Below are 16,655 nucleotides of genomic sequence, written 5' to 3' on the forward strand. Positions count from 1 at the left end.
GCTCAGGCCACCATCGTGGCGCGGTTGGATTCGAGCTGCAGACGCCCGGCGAGGATCTCCTCGGCGAACATCTCGGCGGTGCGCGCGCCGGCCGCAGTCATGATGTCGAGGTTGCCGGCGTACTTGGGCAGGTAGTCGCCCAGGCCTTCGACTTCCAGGAAGACGGAGACGCGGTTGCCGTCGAACACCGGGCCATTGACCAGGCGGTAGCCGGGCACGTACTTCTGCACTTCCTGGATCATGGCGTGGATCGAGGCGGTGATCTTCTCGCGGTCGGGTTCGGTTTCGGTGAGGCAATGCACCGTGTCGCGCATGATCAGCGGCGGTTCGGCCGGATTCAGGATGATGATGGCCTTGCCCTTCCTGGCGCCGCCCACCTTCTCGACCGCGCCGGCAGTGGTGCGGGTGAATTCGTCGATGTTCTTGCGCGTGCCGGGCCCGGCACTCTTGGAGGACACGGTGGCGACGATCTCGCCGTAGGCCACCGGCTGCACGCGCGACACCGCCGCGACCATCGGGATCGTGGCCTGGCCGCCGCAGGTGACCATGTTCACGTTCATCTCACCCTTGCCGACGTGCTCGACGAGGTTCACCGGCGGCACGCAGAAGGGGCCGATCGCGGCCGGGGTGAGGTCGATCATCAGCACGCCGAGCTCGTTGAGCTTGCGGCTGTTCTCGGCATGCACATAGGCCGAGGTGGCGTCGAAGGCGATCTGCACGCCGTCGGCCTTCACATGCGGCAGCAGCCCGTCGACGCCGTCGGCGGTGGTCTTGAGGCCGAGCTCGCGCGCGCGCGCGAGGCCTTCGGAGGTGGCGTCGATGCCCACCATCCACACCGGCTCGAGCACCGGGCTACGCTTCAACTTGTAGAGCAGGTCGGTGCCGATGTTGCCCGGTCCGATCAGCGCACACTTGATCTTGTTCATGCCTGTCTTCCTTTGGGGTTGAGTCGTTTCCAGGAATGCAGGCCGCGCGACGGTCCGGGGAGAGGGGAGAGAGACGGACCGCCGCACGACTGCAACCGGGAGATGCCCGCAGTGCGGACGAAAAAAAGAACTCGCCGCTCAGGGCTCGACGTCGTCGGCGCCGATCGCGAGCAGCCCTGCGCGTGCGCAGATGCCATCCTGGTCCTCGGAGGCACCCGAAACGCCGATGCCGCCGACCAGCTCGCCGCCGACGCGGATCGGCAGGCCGCCGCCGAACACGACCAGCCGCGGCTGTGCCGAGAAGCCCAGCTTCATGCCCTCGTTGCCGGCGCACACGTCCATCCACTTCCCGGTCGGGAAGCCGAAGCCGCCGGCGGTGTAGGCCTTGTCGATGGCGATCGCGATCGACTGCGGGAAGGCGCCGGGCATGCGCAGGAAAGCGACGAGGTTGCCGGAGGCGTCGGCAACACCGACGTTGATCCGCACCCCGAGCGCCTCGGCCTTCTCGACCGCGGCGGCGACGGCGGCATGTGCCGCCTCCCAGCTGATGGTGGCCTGAGGAACAGCGACTTTCATCGGGTGAGCTCCTGTGGTTCAGGTTTGATTTGTAATGTTTTTGAAGATAGGCCAGGGCAATGTCGACGTCAAGGATTTTTCTCGAGATTTATAGAAGAAGCTAATTCCATCCCGCTCGGATAGAATCGGGAACCGGGGTGTTTCCAACATTTTCGCAATCATGAACGAAGCCGTTCCGCAAAGAACACCGGAGGCCGTCGAGCCCAAGACCCTCGTCGAGGGGGCCTACCAGCGCCTGCGCCGGGACATCATCGAGGGCGTTCACCCGCCCGGCGAGAAACTTCGCGTCGAACATCTCAAGGACCGCTACGAGGTCGGCGCCGGCACCCTGCGCGAGGCCCTCCTCCTGCTCGTCACCGACGCCCTGGTGGTCGCCCAGGGACAACGCGGCTTCCGCGTCTCGCCGATTTCCATCGAGGACTTCGAGGACATCACCCGCACCCGCCTGCTGCTCGAGACCGAAGCCCTGCGCCAGTCGCTGCAGCTCGGCGGCGAGGACTGGGAGGCCTCCGTGGTCGCGGCTTTCCACCGCCTCTCTCGCGCCGAGCAAAAGCTCGGCGACCACGACTCGCTGGCCGCCGAGGAGTGGGAGCGGCGCAACCGCGCCTTCCACGAGGCACTGATCGCCGCGTCGCCCTCGCGCTGGATCCGTCATTTCCAGCACATCCTCTACCAGCAGTCCGAGCGCTACCGGCGCCTGAGCCTGTTCAGCCATCCGATCCCGCGCGACATCCACGCCGAGCACCAGGCCTTGTTCAACGCCAGCCTGGCACGCGACACCACGCGCGCGACCTCCATCCTCACCGAGCACGTGCTGCGCACGCTCGACGCGGTGAAGCTGCTTCCGGCGGAGTTCTTCGCCGGCAAGCACAAGTCCTGAGTTCGCCGGACGCACGCCCCGTTCAACCTGCCTGCGCGCCCACCGGCGCCCCTGCCCGATCGGCAGGGAGCGCCGGCGCGGCCGCGGTCAGGACACCACGCTCAGGAAGCGCTCGTTGAGCTTGCGGTCGTGATAGAAGATCCCGGCGCCCACCTCGTCCCAGGTCCACGTGATGGTCTTGTAGTCGGGGTAGGTGTCGTAGCCGCCGCAGAAGGTCTCGAAGCGGTTGCCCGAGGGGTCGAAGGCATAGATCGTGGTGCCGCGGGTGATGCCGTGGCGGGTCGGGCCGATGTCGATCGAGATGCGGTTCATCGACATGATGTCGGCCGCGCGCAGCACCTTCTCCCAGCTGTCGAGCTTGAACGAGATGTGGTGCAGCTTGCCCGGCTCGGGGTGGCGCACGAAGGCGATGTCGTGGGCCTTGGTCGAGCACGACAGCCAGATCGCCAGGTCGGTCTTGCCGTCTTCCATCACCACGTGCTCGACGAGGTAGAAGCCGAGCACCTTCTCGAAGATCTCCTGCACCTTCTCGATATCCGGCCCGTACAGCAGGCAGTGGTCCATGCGCGAGGGCGCGATGCCACGCTCGGCATCCGGGATCCACGGGTCCGGGTTCACATAGGACTGGCCGTTGCCGATGTCGGTCTTCTCGGCATAGAGCTCGATCAGGTGGCCCGACGGCACCTCGAAGCGCACGCGCTCGCCGGTCTCGAGCATCTCGCCGGCGGGGATGCGCTCGGTCTTCAGGCCGAAGGCCTGCAGGTCGGCGTCGAGCTTGTCGAGCGTCGCCTTGTCGGCGACCTTGAAGGCGAAGAAGTCCACGCCGGCGCTCTCGGCCTCGCGGATCAGTACGCTGTTGTGCTCGCGCTCGTCCCAGGCCTTGAAGTAGACGCGGCCCTGGCCGTCGCGGCCGGTTTCGACCAGGCCGAGGGTGTTCTTGTAGAAATTGATGCCTTCCTCGAGGTCGAGGACACGCAGGGAGATGTGTCCCGGACGAAGTACGCCTGTCATTGCCATGTTGTCTGCTCCTCTCTTGATATGCCCGGGACGGCACGCCCGCCCGGGTCGGTTTGCTCGATCTTCATCCGTCGTTCGACGGATCCTGCCGTGGCCCGTGCCGCCCTGCGGGCGCGCCACGAAGCCTTCAAGTACCGCCTTCAGCCCGCCCTGCCGCCGGCCAGGCTCGGCGCTCGCCCTCCTCGCAGAGGAAGTCGCCGACCAGACGCACGAAGCGCGCGGAGTGCTCGATCTGCGTCCAGTGCCCGCAGCGGCCGAACACGTGAAGTTGTGCGCGCTCGATCCAGCGTAGCAGGGTCTCCGAGGTCTGCAGCGGAATCACCTGGTCGTCGCGGCCATGGATGATCAGGGTCTCGTGCGGCAGCGCGCGGATGTCCTCCTCGCGACTGGCGAGCGCATCGACCCAGCGCTGGCGCGGCGCGGGGAACATGCTCGCGAAGGACTCCTGGAAGCCCGGGCGGACGCTGGCGCGGTAGCGCAGTTCGGCGAGCTCGTCGTTCACCAGGCTGCGGTCCCAGGCGAAGCAGTCCATGATCCGGCGCATGTTCTCGAACGAGGGTGTGTAGCCCCACACCGCGTCCAGCCCCGGCGTGATCGGAAAGTGCACGCCCACGCTGCCCATCAGCACCAGCCGGCGCACGCGCTGCGGGTGGCGGATCGCCAGCGCCAACGCGAGCGCGCCGCCGAAGGAGTTGCCCACCACGTCTGCCCGCTCCAGCCCGAGCGCATCCATCAGCCCGAGCGCCTGCGCGACCCAGGTGTCGATGTCGTAGCGCAGGTCGGCACGCCGCTCGGTGAAGCCGAAGCCCGCCATGTCGGGCGCGATCACCCGCATGCGCTGCGCGAGCGGCGCCAGCACCAGGCGCCAGTTGGCCCAGGCGGAGACGCCGGGACCCGAGCCGTGGATGAAGAGCGCGGGAAAGCCCTCGCCGAGGTCGTGGTAGTTGGTCAGGATGCCGGCCGCGTGGATGCTGCGGCCGATCTCCGGATCGTCCGCAGCGGTCGCTGGCGCCGCCGGTTGCGCGCTGGACATGATGCTCATCCGTCCGTCCTCGCCCGTCTCAGATCTTCTTGAACAGCGGGCTGCGTACCTGCTGCACGTCCGCCGCGGAGAAGAACTTCTCCATGTAGATGTCGCGCTCGAACAGGCGTCCCTGCATCAGCGCGGTGATGCAGGCGTCGATCATCAGCGGCGGGCCGCACAGGTAGGCCTTGTGGCCGCGGAAGTCGTTGTCGAAGTGTGCCGTCGCCGCCTCGTGCACATAGCCGCGGAAGCCTTCCCAGCCCGAATCCGCGGGCTCGTCGGACAGCGCCGGCACGTAGGTGAAGTTGGAGTGCTTCGCCGCGAGGGCGAGGAATTCGTCGTGGTAGTAGAGCTCGGCGCGGTTGCGCTGGCCGTACACCAGGGTCATCTGCCGTGTGTCGCCGGCCTCGAGCAGGTCGAGGATCATCGAGCGCGGGCTCGACAGACCCGAGCCCCCGGCCATGAACAGCAGCGCCTCGGGCGCCGACTTGCGCACGAAGAAGCGTCCGTAGGGACCGGACAGGCGCACGCGCTCACCGACCTGAAGCTGCTCGTGGACCCAGGTCGTGCCGCGGCCGCCGGGCACGATGCGGATGTTGAGCTCGACCTCGCGGCCGGTGGACGGCGGGTTGGCGAGCGAGAAGGCGCGGCTGTATTCCCCGCCCTCGAGGAAGAAGTTGATGTACTGGCCGGCCTGGAAATGCATCGGCTCGTCGGTCTCGATGAAGACCGCCTTGATCGTCGGCGTCAGCGCCTCGATCCGCGTCACGGTGCCGGGGAAGTCGCGCACCGGGATCGACTCGGCGTCGGGATCTTCTTCGATCTCGGCCTCGATGGTCACGTCGGACTCGAGGCGGGCGCAACAGGCCAGCGTCTTGCCCTCGTCGCGCTCGAAGTCCATCAGCGCGAAGCTGGAGGCCTCGCCGTGGTCGATCTCGCCGTCGAGCACCTGCACCTTGCAGGTGGCGCACAGGCCGTGGCAGCAGGCGTGGGGCAGCCAGATCCCCGCGCGCAGGGCGGCGTCGAGGATGGTCTGGCCCTCCTCCACCTCGATCGTCTGGCCGATCGGTTCAATCGTCAGTTCGTAGCTCATGGTGCGCTTCCGTTCTTGTGCGTTCTCTGGCGGGGTGCGCGGGGTGCGGCGCGCGCCGCACCCCGTGGGGGGCGATCAGCTGCAGGAGCCCTTGATGCCGGTGAGGCCGGGCGTGCGGAAGCGGATCACGTCCTTGTGCCTGAGCCCGTTCTCGGCCAGCGACTTGTCGAAGTCGGGCGCGAACGGCTTGCCCGACTTGAACCACTCGGCCTTCGCCCAGTCGATCTGTGCGTAGTCGGGGTGGTAGCCGAAGGCGGCCTGCATCGGCCCGGCGACGACGTCGCCGAAGCGCATGGTCGGCGGGAAGGGGAAGGCGAAGGGCGCGCAGAACAGCAGGTGGTCTTCCCAGCCGATGTACAGCAGCTGGGCGCCGTGGAACTTGTCCTGGGTGTCGGCGGCGGGGAAATCGTAGGCCTTGAGGGCGGCAACGCTCATGTCTTGTCTCCTGGTGTCTTGTCGAAGGCCGCGGGCCGGAGCCGGCCCGCGGCACCGCTGGCTCAGATGTTCTTCGTGGCCTGGCCGCGCCACTCGGCGAAGTTCTTCTTGTCCTCGGACACGTCGAAGTCGAGGTTGTCGCGACCGTGCTCGAGCTTGTAGTACTCCAGCACCGCGGCGAGCGGATCGAAGCCCTCCACCGTCGGGTCGGTGCCCTCGGGGAAGCAGTTGCCCTGGTAGATCTGGTGCACCGGCAGCCAGGCCTGGACGTACTTCTCCGGCTCGTGCTCGAAGATCTCCTTGCAGTGGTCGGAGCAGAAGTGGTATTTGTCGCCCTTGTAATCGACCTCGCGGTAGCAGATCTTGGTCGCGTCGCCCGGCTCGGTGAAGATCATCGGGATCTGGCAGGTCTGGCACAGCATGGGCAGCGTCTTGTTGTAGAAACGGTTGCCCTTGGCGGCCTGCTCGCGCCAGAACTCGTAGCGCGGACGGTAGTGCTTGTCGAAGCTCGCCGGATACTTCGCCGCCAGCCACGCCATCTCGTCCTCGTCCGGCATCCAGGTGTGGAAGTTGGCGGCCGCGGCGTAGTTGTAGAAGGTGCTCCAGGCCTGGTGCGACAGGTGATCCTTCTCCAGGGCGATCTGCTCGGCGCATTTGGGCATCTTGATGCCGTAGCGCGCGAGATCCTTGAACAGCGCGCCGCCGTTCTCCTCGAAATACACCTCCCAGGCCTCCTTCCAGCTCATCGTGCGCTTGGGCAGCATGTAGTCCATCATCATCGCGACCAGCGTCAGCACGCGGTAGCCGCGCCAGGTCCACTTGTCGATCCAGCGCTGCACGATCGGAACGTTGGCGGGGTCCTGCTCGAGGATGAACTTGATCACCTCCAGGCCCAGCGTCATGTGGCGCGCCTCGTCGGACTGCGCCGAGAAGCCGAAGGTCATCGTGCCCATGTCGCCGTTGTAGGCCGCGCCCGAGACGAAGGGCACGAACAGCAGGTTGGTGAGCACGTACTCGAACGAGAAGCCGATCGAGACCATGAACTCGAAGGGGCCGGCGGTGATCGCGTCGTCGAAGAAGCTCTTGGGCACCGACAGGAACCACACGCGGTCGTGCGCGTGGTGGAAGTCGTGCATGCCGTTGTAGTACTTGTTGTAGTTCGAGATCGAGTGCACCTGCGTCTGCGCATGGCGGATCTCGTCGAGCGACTGCATCAGGCAGGCGACGCGCGGCCCCGGGCCCGGGAAGGCGCGGCCGGCGTGGGCGAAGCCGCGGTGGGCGACGTACTCGAGCGGGCTGATGCCGCTGATGAAGAGCTTGATGGTGTTGATGTAGCGCGCGTCGGTGACGTTGAGGTGGCCGTTGTTCTGATTGAAGGCGTCGATGATCGCGTACAGCTTGCGCTCCTTCTCGGCCTGGTACTTCCAGTACGCGTCCATGGTCAGGCGGAAGGGGTCTTCCCACTTGTCCCAGTCGTGGATCTTGATCCCCTCGTAGGCGATGTAGGGGTAGATGTCTTCCATCTTCTGGTAGGACGGGGTCCAGTCCAGGCCCCGCGTCATCACGGCATAGCGCTCTTTCAGGCCGAGCTTCTTCTTGGCGACTTGCATGTCCATTTTCGTGTCTCCTCGGGGTCTCAGGATTTCCAGAACAGGGTGATTTCGTCGTCGGTCTGATCGAGGTTGCCCGACATGGTGATCATGTTGACCTGCAGCTCCTGCAGGTCGTAGTCGCGGCCGATGAGCTCCTCGATGGTCTCGCGACGCACGACGAGGCGGCCGTCGGCGTTGATCTTCACCATCGCCGGCTGCTCATCCACGACGGCGCCGGGGTTGTCCTGCAGGATCGCCTCGATGATCGGGCGGGTGTCTTCGTTGGTCTGCAATGCGAGAAATACGGTCGACATTGAATGCTCCGCTCAGAGGGCGACGCCGGCCTTGGCCATGCGCGCGTTGAATTGCTGGACGACTTCGCCGAGGACTTCGTCCGAGCGGTCGCCGAGGGCGATGCGCGCGACCGGCAGCAGCGCTGCGGCCGCGCGATCACGCCACTGGCTCAGCCAGCGCGCCATGACTTCCTTGTTCTCGGGCGACTCGGCCGCGGCGATCTTCACCGTGGCGTCGACCCACTTCCGGGTCTCGGTGAACCAGTCGGTCATGAACTGGGTGAGCATCGCCACCGGCGTGCCCCCCTGGGACGACAGCACGTCGTCGATGATGGTTTCGTACACCAGCGGGTAGAGCAGGCCGTCGAGCGCGACGTTCTGCGCCACGAAGAGCTCCACCGGGTCCTTGATCACGAAGGAATCCTCGACGTAGCGGCGCAGGCCCTGCCAGGCGTCATCGTCCATCCAGGCGCGCTTGGCCTCGTCCAGCGACTCGACGTCGCCGAGCAGCAGGCCGACGCGGGTGAGGTACTGGGCGATACCGAGCTGGTCCATCGCCTGGTAGATGTGCGGCTGCGAGAAGCCCGTGCCGTAGCTGTAGGCACAGACGCTCGCGTTGTTCATGTTCGAGCCCCAGGCCACGTGGCGCAGCGGCAGCAGCAGCTCGAGCACGGTCTTGCGCACCGACTCGGGCAGGGTTGCGGCCAGGCCGCGGTTCTCTACGAAGTCGAAGTTGGCCTCGGCGGTGTCCTGCTGCTTGGCGCGCGCCAGGGTGTAGGCGCCGTAGTAGAACTGACGCGGATCCTTGAAGGCGTACCAGTCGGCCATCTTGATCGCGGTGCGGGAGGCATCGTAGATGTCGTGCTCGGGATCCCAGGTCGGGCGGTAATGGAAGTTCTCCGTCTGCTGCATGTCCAGGGTGCCTTCCTGGTAGCGCGACGCGGGCTTGTCCGCGCCGATGCGGCGGGCGATGTTGTCGAACGTCTGCCGCAGCGGCTTGATGGTGACGGTGCGCAAATCGATCTGCATGGAATCTCCTCCTGTGTACTCGTCTGTCGGCGCTCAGCGGAAGCGCTGGTGGGTGGCTTGATGCAGGTTCCAGTTCCAGCCCCCGGACTCGTCCTCGCCCTTCGACTCCTCCACGCGGGGCTCCAGGAAGACGACGTGGTTCGACTGGCAAAAGGATTCATAGGCCTCGGACGGCAGCAACATCTCCGCGAACAGCTCGGGATCGCCGATGGCGAACTCGAATTCCACGAAACCGTCCGGACGACGCTCGATCAGGCGGACGAACTTCCGGTTCAGGTCCACCGCCGGTTCGCTGTTCTTCATGGCCCACACTCCTTCGGATTGATCAACACGGGCTGGCCGCAGGGGACTACCTAACAAGTTCCGTGCCAATTTCAGAAAAATCCGGCTTATTGCCGGATTTAGCCCCTTTCTCGATATTCGCCCTACCGAAGCAAGGATTTCCGGCTTCATCAAATGATCAAACCCAGTGTCTGGTTGATTATTTGATTCAGTCTATTTATTGCTGCGCAGCATTCGCCCTCGCTTGCGCATCCTCCCGCCCCGGGCGGTGATGGACGCCGGACCCGACGCGCGTGGATGAGCGACAAGATCGGCTGGATGATGAAAGGTCCGCTTGATTCCCGCAGCCCATTCCTTTTTCTCGAGATTTTCCACATAATCGTTGGAATTCCTCGCCACCCGAAGCGCAGCCGCGTGAGGTAACCTGTGCGCTTCGCCCGGCCACCACGACGATCCCGGACACCAACCGCCGCAGAGCGGGAGCGAAACCAGCCTGGAGGAGACCCTTGGCCAGCATCCAATACCCGGAGAACGCCGACCTGCGCAGCCTGCTGCGCTTCGCCGCGGAGGACGGCCTCATCTGGCTCGGCGAGCACCGCATGCTGCTGCTGCACGCCGGCGCGATGGCCGAGCTGCGCAAGGAGCTGATCGAATCGGTCGGCCGCGAGCAGGCGCGCCGCATCCTCACCCGCATGGGCTTCGCCTCGGGCATGCGCGACGCCGAACTCGCACGCAAGACGCGCAGCGCAAGCGGCCTGGCCGACGCTTTCGTGATGGGACCGCAGCTGCACATGCTCGAGGGCTGTGCCCGCGTCGAGCCCGTACGGCTGGAGTTCGGCGGTGCGGACAACGGCTTCTACGCCGAATTCCTGTGGGAGAACGCCTGGGAGGCAGAAGCGCACGTGCAGGCCTTCGGCGAGTCCGCCGAGCCGGTGTGCTGGATGATGATCAGCTACGCTTCCGGCTACACCAGCGCCTTCACCGGACGCTTCATCCTCTTCCGCGAGACCGAATGCGCCGCGACCGGGCACGAGCACTGCCGCATCGTCGGCCGGCCGGCCGAGGACTGGCCGGACGCGGACACCCTCCTGCCCTACTTCCAGGCCGACTCGATCGTCGGCCGCCTGCTCGAGCTGCGTGAGGAGATCGAGGCCATGCGCCGCACGATCTCCTGTCCGCGCCGCACCCCCGACCTCATCGGCAGCTCCGCCGCCTTCCTGCACGCCTACGACCTCATCGGTCGCGCCGCGTCCACGAACGTGTCGGTGTTGCTGCTCGGCGAGACCGGCGTCGGCAAGGAGCGCTTCGCCCGTACCCTGCACGAGATGAGCGCGCGCAAGGACGAGGCCTTCGTCGCGGTCAACTGCGCCGCGCTGCCCGACGAGCTGATCGAATCCGAGCTCTTCGGCGTCGAACGCGGCGCCTTCACCGGCGCGCACACCTCGCGCGCGGGCAAGTTCGAACGCGCGCATGGCGGCACCCTCTTCCTCGACGAGGTCGGCGAGCTGCCGCTGCCCGCGCAGGCCAAATTGCTGCGCGCGCTGCAGGAAGGCGAGATCGAGCGCCTCGGCGACGAGCGCACGCGCAAGGTCAACGTCCGCCTCGTCGCCGCGACCAACGTCGACCTGCAGAAGGCGGTCAATGCCGGCACTTTCCGGCGCGACCTGTACTACCGCCTCAACGTCTATCCGGTCACCATCCCGCCGCTGCGCGAGCGCACCGGCGACATTCCCGCACTGGTCGAGGCCATGGTGCGCCGCTTCGAAACCCTGCACGGCAAGCGCATCGCCGGCCTCAGCGACAAGGCGATGCACGCACTCAAGCTGCACGCCTGGCCGGGCAACGTGCGCGAGCTCGAGAACGTGCTCGAGCGCGGCGTGATCCTCGCGCCCCAGAACGGCCAGATCGAGGTCGAGCACCTCTTCATCGGCACGCTCGACGAGCACGCCCGCGAGCACTCGCTCAGCGCCCAGGGCGGGCTCGAAACCGCGCGACGCGCGCAGCAGGATCTCGCCGCGGCGGTACTCGACTCGGGGATGTCGCTCGACGCCTTCGAGCAGCGCCTGCTGCAGCACGCGGTCGAGCGCGCCAACGGCAACCTGTCGGCGGCGGCGCGACTGCTGGGCATGACGCGGCCGCAGCTGAACTACCGCATCAAGAAGCAGGGGGCGTAAGGCGCGAGGAGGGGCGCATGCGGGCCCCTCCCCTAGGACCAACGGAAGCATGCCCGTTGCGGCCGCAGACGGAAAAAAGCCACCGCACGGAAACCGTACGGTGGCTTTTTTGGTGGCGGAGTGGACGGGACTCGAACCCGCGACCCCCGGCGTGACAGGCCGGTATTCTAACCGACTGAACTACCACTCCGCGCTGACCTGCTCCGGCTTTCGCCGGTTGCGACCCGAGCAACATCGGACCGCCTTTTCTGGCGTCCCCACGGGGATTCGAACCCCGGTTATCGCCGTGAAAGGGCGGTGTCCTAGGCCTCTAGACGATGGGGACTGCAAGCCTATCTACTGCAAAAAACCTTTGGTGGAGGTAAGCGGGATCGAACCGCTGACCTCTTGCATGCCATGCAAGCGCTCTCCCAGCTGAGCTATACCCCCACAACGAGTCGGCGATTATAGCTTCTGAAAAAGCCCACCGCAACTGCCCCGGAGCGTCACTTCCGAAACATCGCAAGGCCGAAGCCCTGCTCTTGAAACTGGCGGAGTGGACGGGACTCGAACCCGCGACCCCCGGCGTGACAGGCCGGTATTCTAACCGACTGAACTACCACTCCGCGCTGACCTGCCCGGCTTTCACCGGCTTGCTTTCCAGCCATTGGCCGGACCGCCTTGTATGGCGTCCCCACGGGGATTCGAACCCCGGTTATCGCCGTGAAAGGGCGGTGTCCTAGGCCTCTAGACGATGGGGACTGCATTCTTCAGTTTGGTGGAGGTAAGCGGGATCGAACCGCTGACCTCTTGCATGCCATGCAAGCGCTCTCCCAGCTGAGCTATACCCCCGGCACCAAAGAGCGCGCATTATAGGTCGCTCCCCGGGACCTGTAAACCCCCTCTCCGAACTTTCTACAGCACCTTGCCCGGATTCATCAAACCGGCCGGATCGAAGGCCTGCTTCACCCGCCGCATCAGCTCCATCTCGAGCGCCGGCTTGTAGCGCAGCACCTCCTCGCGCTTGAGCTGGCCGAGACCGTGCTCGGCAGAGATCGAGCCACCGAGTTCGCAAACCAGGTCGTGCACGATGCCATTGACCTCTGCGGTGCGTGCAATGAAGGTGGCGTTGTCGTCGGCCACCGCCTTGGACAGGTTGTAGTGCAGGTTGCCGTCGCCGATGTGCCCGAAGGCCACCACGCGAATGTCCGGCCAGCGCGCGGCAAGCGCCGCGCCGGCGCGTTCGAGGAACTCGGGGATGCGGCTGACCGGCACCGAGACGTCGTGCTTGATGCTGACGCCCTCGATGCGCTGCGCCTCGGAGATGTCCTCGCGCAGCGCCCACAAGGCCCGCGCCTGCGCCACGCTCGCCGCCACCGCGGCGTCGCTGGCCAGGCCCTGCGCGACGGCCTCGCCCAGCACCGCCTCGAGTTGGGCCTCGAGCGGCGCATCGACGGCCGGATCGGAGAGCTCGACCAGCACCGTCCACGCCGGCGCACCGGCGAGCGGATCGCGCGCGCCCGGGATGTGCCGGAGCACGAGCCCGAGCGCCGTGCGGCCGACAATCTCGAACGCGCTCACGCGGTCGCCGCAGGCTGCCCGCAAGAGCCCGAGCAGGCGCACCGCCGCGCGCGGGTCGGCCACCGCCACCCAGGCCGTGGCGCGAGTGCGGATGGCCGGGAAGAGCTTCAGCACCGCGGCGGTGACGATGCCCAGGGTGCCCTCGGCGCCGATGAAGAGCTGCTTGAGGTCGTAGCCGGTGTTGTCCTTGCGCAGAGCACGCAGCCCGTCCCAGACCCGGCCGTCGGGCAGCACCGCCTCAAGCCCGAGCACCAGGTCGCGCGTGTTGCCGTAGCGCAGCACCTGCACGCCGCCGGCGTTGGTCGACAGGTTGCCACCGATCAGGCAGCTGCCCTCCGAGGCGAGCGAGAGCGGGAACAGGCGCCCGGCGGCCTGCGCCGCCTCCTGTACCGCGGCGAGCGTGCAACCGGCCTCGACGGTGAGCGTGTCGTTGTCGGGGTCGAGCGCACGAACACGGTCCAGGCGCGCGAGACTGATCACCACCGCCGCGCCATCGGCGAGCGGGGTCGCGCCGCCGCACAGGCCGGTGTTGCCGCCCTGCGGCACCATCGCCACGCCCGCCTGCGCGCAGGCGGCGACCACCGCGGCCACCTCGGCGGTATCGCGCGGACGCACCACCGCGCGCGCGCGGCCGTGGTAGCGCCCGCGCCAGTCGCTCAGGAAGGGTGCCATGTCGGTTTCGCCGTCGAGCACGTTGGCCGCGCCGACGATCGCGCGCAGGCGCGCATTCAGTTCATCGCTCATCCGATCCTCACTCGTTGGCGCCGCCGAGCAGCTCGCGCAACAACGGGCGCACCCGCGCCACCGCCGCGACGCCCTCGGCGATCGCCTCGTCGGCGCGGTGATAGTCCATCAAGCCGAGCTGGCTCACCCGCGGCGACACCAGCAGGTCCGCGGGCTCGCCGGCGAGGCGGCTGCGCGCGATGCGCACCTGCATGATGTTGATGCTGGAGCTGATCACCGAGACCAGCGAGGGAAGGCTGTCGGCCGCAGCCAGGGGCCGCGAGGGCATGCCGGACTCGGCTTCGGCGGCGAAGCCGAAGCGCGCGAGCAGGCGCTCGGTCCACCCCGCCTCGGTCTCCTCGACCGGCGCAGGCTCGACCGCCGAGCGCCGGAAGGCGCGCCCCACCATGTCCGAGCCGAGATCCACCGCGATCACGACGTCGGCCCCCATCGCGCGGCACAGCGACACCGGCACCGGATTGACCAGGCCGCCATCGACCAACATGCGGCCCTGGTGCAGCACCGGCGTCATCAGCCCGGGGAGCGCGATCGACGCACGCACCGCGGCCGACACGCTGCCCTCGTGCAGCCAGATCTCGCGTCCGGTGGAGAGTTCGGTGGCAACGCAGGCGAAGCGCTGGTCGAGCTCGGTGAAGTCGCGGTCGACGAAGTTGCGCTCGAAGAAGTCGATCAGCTTCTGGCCCTTGATGAGCCCCCCGCGCAGCGACACGTCGAGCAGCGACACCACGTCCTGCCACTTGAGGGTCTCGGCCCAGCGCACCAGCTTGTCGAGGTCGCCCGAGGCCGCGGCGGCGCCCACGAAGGCACCGATCGAGCAGCCGGTGATGATCTGCGGCACCACGCCTTCACGCGCGAGTTCGAGCAACACGCCCAGGTGCGCCCAGCCGCGCGCGGCACCGCTGCCGAGCGCCAGGCCGATCACCGGCCCGCCACCCGAGGGCTCGGCGCAGGCCAGCCCGACAGAGCCCGCCCCACTCAGCACGGCGAGGGCTCCGGCACGGAAATGCCGGCCTTACTCGATGCGCTCGGCGTAGAGGTCGTGCACATCGCAGTCGGTGATGCGCACCCGCACGAAGTCGCCCGGCGCGAGGCCGTCGCCCTCGGGGATGACGACCAGGCCGTCGATCTCGGGCGCGTCGCCCGGCGAGCGCGCGAGCGCGCCCTCCTCGTCGACCTCGTCGACCAGCACGGTCATCTCGCGGTCGATCTTGGCCTCGAGGCGCTGGGTGGAGATGTCCTCCTGGAAGTCCATCAGGCGCGCGCGGCGTTCCTCGCGCACCTCGTCCGGCACCGCGCCGGGCAGCTCGTTGGCAGTCGCGCCCTCGACCGGCGAATAGGCGAAGGCGCCGACGCGGTCGAGCTGGGCCTCTTCGAGGAAGTTCAGCAGCATCTCGAAGTCTTCCTCCGTCTCGCCGGGGAAGCCGGTGATGAAGGTCGAGCGGATGGTGAGCTCGGGGCAGATGCTGCGCCACTTGCGCACGCGCTCGAGCACGTTCTCGGCATTGGCCGGGCGCTTCATGGCCTTGAGGATACGCGGGCTGGCGTGCTGGAAGGGCACGTCGAGGTAGGGCAGGATCTTGCCTTCGGCCATCAGCGGGATGAGATCATCCACGCTCGGATACGGATACACGTAATGCAGCCGGATCCAGATGCCGAGCTCGCCGAGCGCCTTCGCCAGGTCGAGCAGGCGCGTCTTCACCGGGCGCCCGCCCCAGAAGCCGGTGCGGTACTTGACGTCCACGCCATAGGCCGAGGTGTCCTGCGAGATCACCAGCAGTTCCTTGACGCCCGCGTCGGCGAGCGCCTCGGCCTCGCGCATGACCTCGTGGATCGGACGGCTGACGAGGTCGCCGCGCATCGACGGGATGATGCAGAAGCTGCAGCGGTGGTTGCAGCCCTCGGAGATCTTGAGATAGGCGTAATGCTGCGGTGTCAGGCGGATGCCTTGCGGCGGCACGAGGTCGGTGAACGGGTCGTGCGGCTTGGGCAGGTGGCGATGCACCGCGTGCATGACCTCCTCGGTGGCGTGCGGGCCGGTGACCGCGAGCACCTGCGGATGCGCGGCGAGGATCACATCGTCCTTGGCGCCGAGGCAGCCGGTGACGATGACCTTGCCGTTCTCGGCAAGCGCCTCGCCGATCGCGTCGAGCGATTCCTCGACCGCGGCATCGATGAAGCCGCAGGTATTGACGACGACCAGGTCGGCGTCGTCGTAACTGCCCGAGATCGCATAGCCCTCTGCACGCAGCCGGGTAAGGATGTGCTCGGAGTCGACCGTCGCCTTGGGGCAGCCGAGGGAAACGAAGCCGACGCGCGGCAGGTCGGAAGTCTTGAAGGTGGTCATGCAAAGAACCTGTCGGGTCGGGGCGGCGGCGGCCTCAGCGGCGCGCGGCGCCGCTCACTTCTTGCCGTCGCCCTTGAGCGCGGCGGGCGCGGCGGATTCGGCGTCCTCGGGACGGACGTAGCCCGGGAACTGGAAGCCGGTGAACATGTTGCGCGTCTGGCTCTCGAGCTGCGTCTGCATCTGCTCGAACATCTTCTTCGACTGGTCGACGTAGGCGCCCATCATGCTCTGCAGCGCGGGCCCCTGGAAGTTGAGGAACTGCGCCCACAGGTCCTGGCCCACCGGGCTGTTCTCGCCATAGATCGCGCGCGCCTGGTCCTGGAGCTTGACCTGCATCTCGGTGAAGGCCTTGATGTTGCTCTCGAGGTACTTGCCCATCATGCCCTGCATGGCATTGCCGTAGAAGCGGATCATGTGCGCGAGCAGGTCGCTGGTGAACATCGGCGCGCCCCCCGCCTCTTCCTCGAGGATGATCTGGAGCAGGATGCTGCGCGTCAGGTCCTCGCCGGTCTTCGCATCGACCACCTGGAAGTGCTCGTGACCGAGCACCAAGTCCTTGACGTCGGCCAGGGTGATGTAGGAACTGGTCCGCGTGTCGTACAGACGGCGGTTCGGGTACTTCTTGATCAGTCGCTGCTGTTCCGGCATTTCTCCGTCTCCTCGGCGGCGGTGTCTTCGCTCTGTGC

The 16,655-nt window shown here is 67.0% G+C and carries 16 protein-coding genes and 6 tRNA genes; 2 read left to right on the forward strand and 20 right to left on the reverse strand.

From position 1 onward, the window contains the following. Positions 1-2 precede the first annotated feature (2 nt). On the reverse strand, positions 3-926 hold the full coding sequence (locus PO78_RS21150) for an acetaldehyde dehydrogenase (acetylating) (protein ID WP_004265933.1): 924 nt from the start codon (positions 924-926) through the stop codon (positions 3-5). 138 nt (positions 927-1,064) lie between these two features. Continuing rightward, positions 1,065-1,502, reverse strand: a complete 438-nt coding sequence (locus PO78_RS21155; RefSeq protein WP_004265936.1) for a GlcG/HbpS family heme-binding protein — start codon at positions 1,500-1,502, stop codon at positions 1,065-1,067. Between the two features lie 160 nt (positions 1,503-1,662). Here PO78_RS21155 and PO78_RS21160 point away from each other — a divergent pair, with 160 nt between their 5' ends. Continuing rightward, positions 1,663-2,382 (forward strand): GntR family transcriptional regulator, encoded by a 720-nt coding sequence (locus tag PO78_RS21160; protein WP_004265939.1) that lies wholly within the window; start codon positions 1,663-1,665, stop codon positions 2,380-2,382. Between the two features lie 87 nt (positions 2,383-2,469). Here the strand turns inward: PO78_RS21160 and PO78_RS21165 are convergent, their stop codons facing one another. The 8 genes from PO78_RS21165 to PO78_RS21200 form a co-directional block, all read right to left on the reverse strand. Continuing rightward, positions 2,470-3,399 (reverse strand): catechol 2,3-dioxygenase, encoded by a 930-nt coding sequence (locus PO78_RS21165; RefSeq protein ID WP_004265966.1) that lies wholly within the window; start codon positions 3,397-3,399, stop codon positions 2,470-2,472. 127 nt (positions 3,400-3,526) lie between these two features. Beyond that, positions 3,527-4,441, reverse strand: coding sequence for an alpha/beta fold hydrolase (locus PO78_RS21170; protein ID WP_043746700.1), 915 nt, complete (start codon positions 4,439-4,441; stop codon positions 3,527-3,529). A gap of 19 nt (positions 4,442-4,460) precedes the next feature. Beyond that, the gene (locus PO78_RS21175) at positions 4,461-5,516 is read right to left on the reverse strand and encodes an NADH:ubiquinone reductase (Na(+)-transporting) subunit F (RefSeq protein WP_004265972.1); all 1,056 of its coding nucleotides are present in this window, start codon (positions 5,514-5,516) and stop codon (positions 4,461-4,463) included. 75 nt (positions 5,517-5,591) lie between these two features. Next, entirely contained in the window at positions 5,592-5,951 is a 360-nt protein-coding gene (locus PO78_RS21180; RefSeq protein WP_004265975.1) for a phenol hydroxylase subunit P4, read from the reverse strand. 62 nt (positions 5,952-6,013) lie between these two features. Then, entirely contained in the window at positions 6,014-7,567 is a 1,554-nt protein-coding gene (locus tag PO78_RS21185) for an aromatic/alkene/methane monooxygenase hydroxylase/oxygenase subunit alpha (RefSeq protein ID WP_043746704.1), read from the reverse strand. Positions 7,568-7,587: 20 nt separating this feature from the next. Then, entirely contained in the window at positions 7,588-7,857 is a 270-nt protein-coding gene (locus PO78_RS21190; protein WP_004265988.1) for an MmoB/DmpM family protein, read from the reverse strand. A 12-nt stretch (positions 7,858-7,869) separates the two neighbouring features. Then, the gene (locus PO78_RS21195; RefSeq protein WP_043746707.1) at positions 7,870-8,865 is read right to left on the reverse strand and encodes an aromatic/alkene monooxygenase hydroxylase subunit beta; all 996 of its coding nucleotides are present in this window, start codon (positions 8,863-8,865) and stop codon (positions 7,870-7,872) included. Positions 8,866-8,898: 33 nt separating this feature from the next. Then, complete coding sequence (locus PO78_RS21200) at positions 8,899-9,168, reverse strand: phenol hydroxylase subunit (RefSeq protein WP_043746710.1); 270 nt, start codon at positions 9,166-9,168, stop codon at positions 8,899-8,901. Between the two features lie 485 nt (positions 9,169-9,653). Here PO78_RS21200 and PO78_RS21205 point away from each other — a divergent pair, with 485 nt between their 5' ends. Further along, entirely contained in the window at positions 9,654-11,321 is a 1,668-nt protein-coding gene (locus tag PO78_RS21205) for a sigma-54-dependent Fis family transcriptional regulator (protein WP_043746713.1), read from the forward strand. A gap of 113 nt (positions 11,322-11,434) precedes the next feature. On the opposite strand, the gene PO78_RS21210 is transcribed toward PO78_RS21205, so the two are convergent. The 10 genes from PO78_RS21210 to phaR all read right to left on the reverse strand — a co-directional run bounded on the left by PO78_RS21210 (position 11,435) and on the right by phaR (position 16,617). Further along, positions 11,435-11,511 (reverse strand) — tRNA-Asp (locus PO78_RS21210). A gap of 59 nt (positions 11,512-11,570) precedes the next feature. Next, a tRNA-Glu gene (locus PO78_RS21215) sits at positions 11,571-11,646 on the reverse strand. A gap of 28 nt (positions 11,647-11,674) precedes the next feature. Further along, positions 11,675-11,750, reverse strand: a tRNA-Ala gene (locus PO78_RS21220). A 99-nt stretch (positions 11,751-11,849) separates the two neighbouring features. Then, a tRNA-Asp gene (locus PO78_RS21225) sits at positions 11,850-11,926 on the reverse strand. Between the two features lie 60 nt (positions 11,927-11,986). After that, positions 11,987-12,062: transfer RNA gene (locus tag PO78_RS21230), tRNA-Glu, on the reverse strand. Between the two features lie 14 nt (positions 12,063-12,076). Next, a tRNA-Ala gene (locus PO78_RS21235) sits at positions 12,077-12,152 on the reverse strand. 63 nt (positions 12,153-12,215) lie between these two features. Next, complete coding sequence (locus PO78_RS21240) at positions 12,216-13,625, reverse strand: FAD-binding oxidoreductase (RefSeq protein WP_004265996.1); 1,410 nt, start codon at positions 13,623-13,625, stop codon at positions 12,216-12,218. Positions 13,626-13,632: 7 nt separating this feature from the next. Next, positions 13,633-14,607: a patatin-like phospholipase RssA gene (gene rssA / locus PO78_RS21245; protein WP_004265997.1), complete on the reverse strand. Its 975-nt coding sequence runs from the start codon at positions 14,605-14,607 to the stop codon at positions 13,633-13,635. Between the two features lie 30 nt (positions 14,608-14,637). Beyond that, positions 14,638-15,969, reverse strand: a complete 1,332-nt coding sequence (rimO, locus tag PO78_RS21250) for a 30S ribosomal protein S12 methylthiotransferase RimO (RefSeq protein WP_004265999.1) — start codon at positions 15,967-15,969, stop codon at positions 14,638-14,640. Positions 15,970-16,023: 54 nt separating this feature from the next. Continuing rightward, positions 16,024-16,617: a polyhydroxyalkanoate synthesis repressor PhaR gene (phaR, locus tag PO78_RS21255; RefSeq protein ID WP_004266001.1), complete on the reverse strand. Its 594-nt coding sequence runs from the start codon at positions 16,615-16,617 to the stop codon at positions 16,024-16,026. Positions 16,618-16,655: the final 38 nt, after the last annotated feature.

This window comes from Thauera sp. SWB20 (genome assembly GCF_000831325.1).
Lineage (GTDB): Bacteria > Pseudomonadota > Gammaproteobacteria > Burkholderiales > Rhodocyclaceae > Thauera > Thauera aminoaromatica.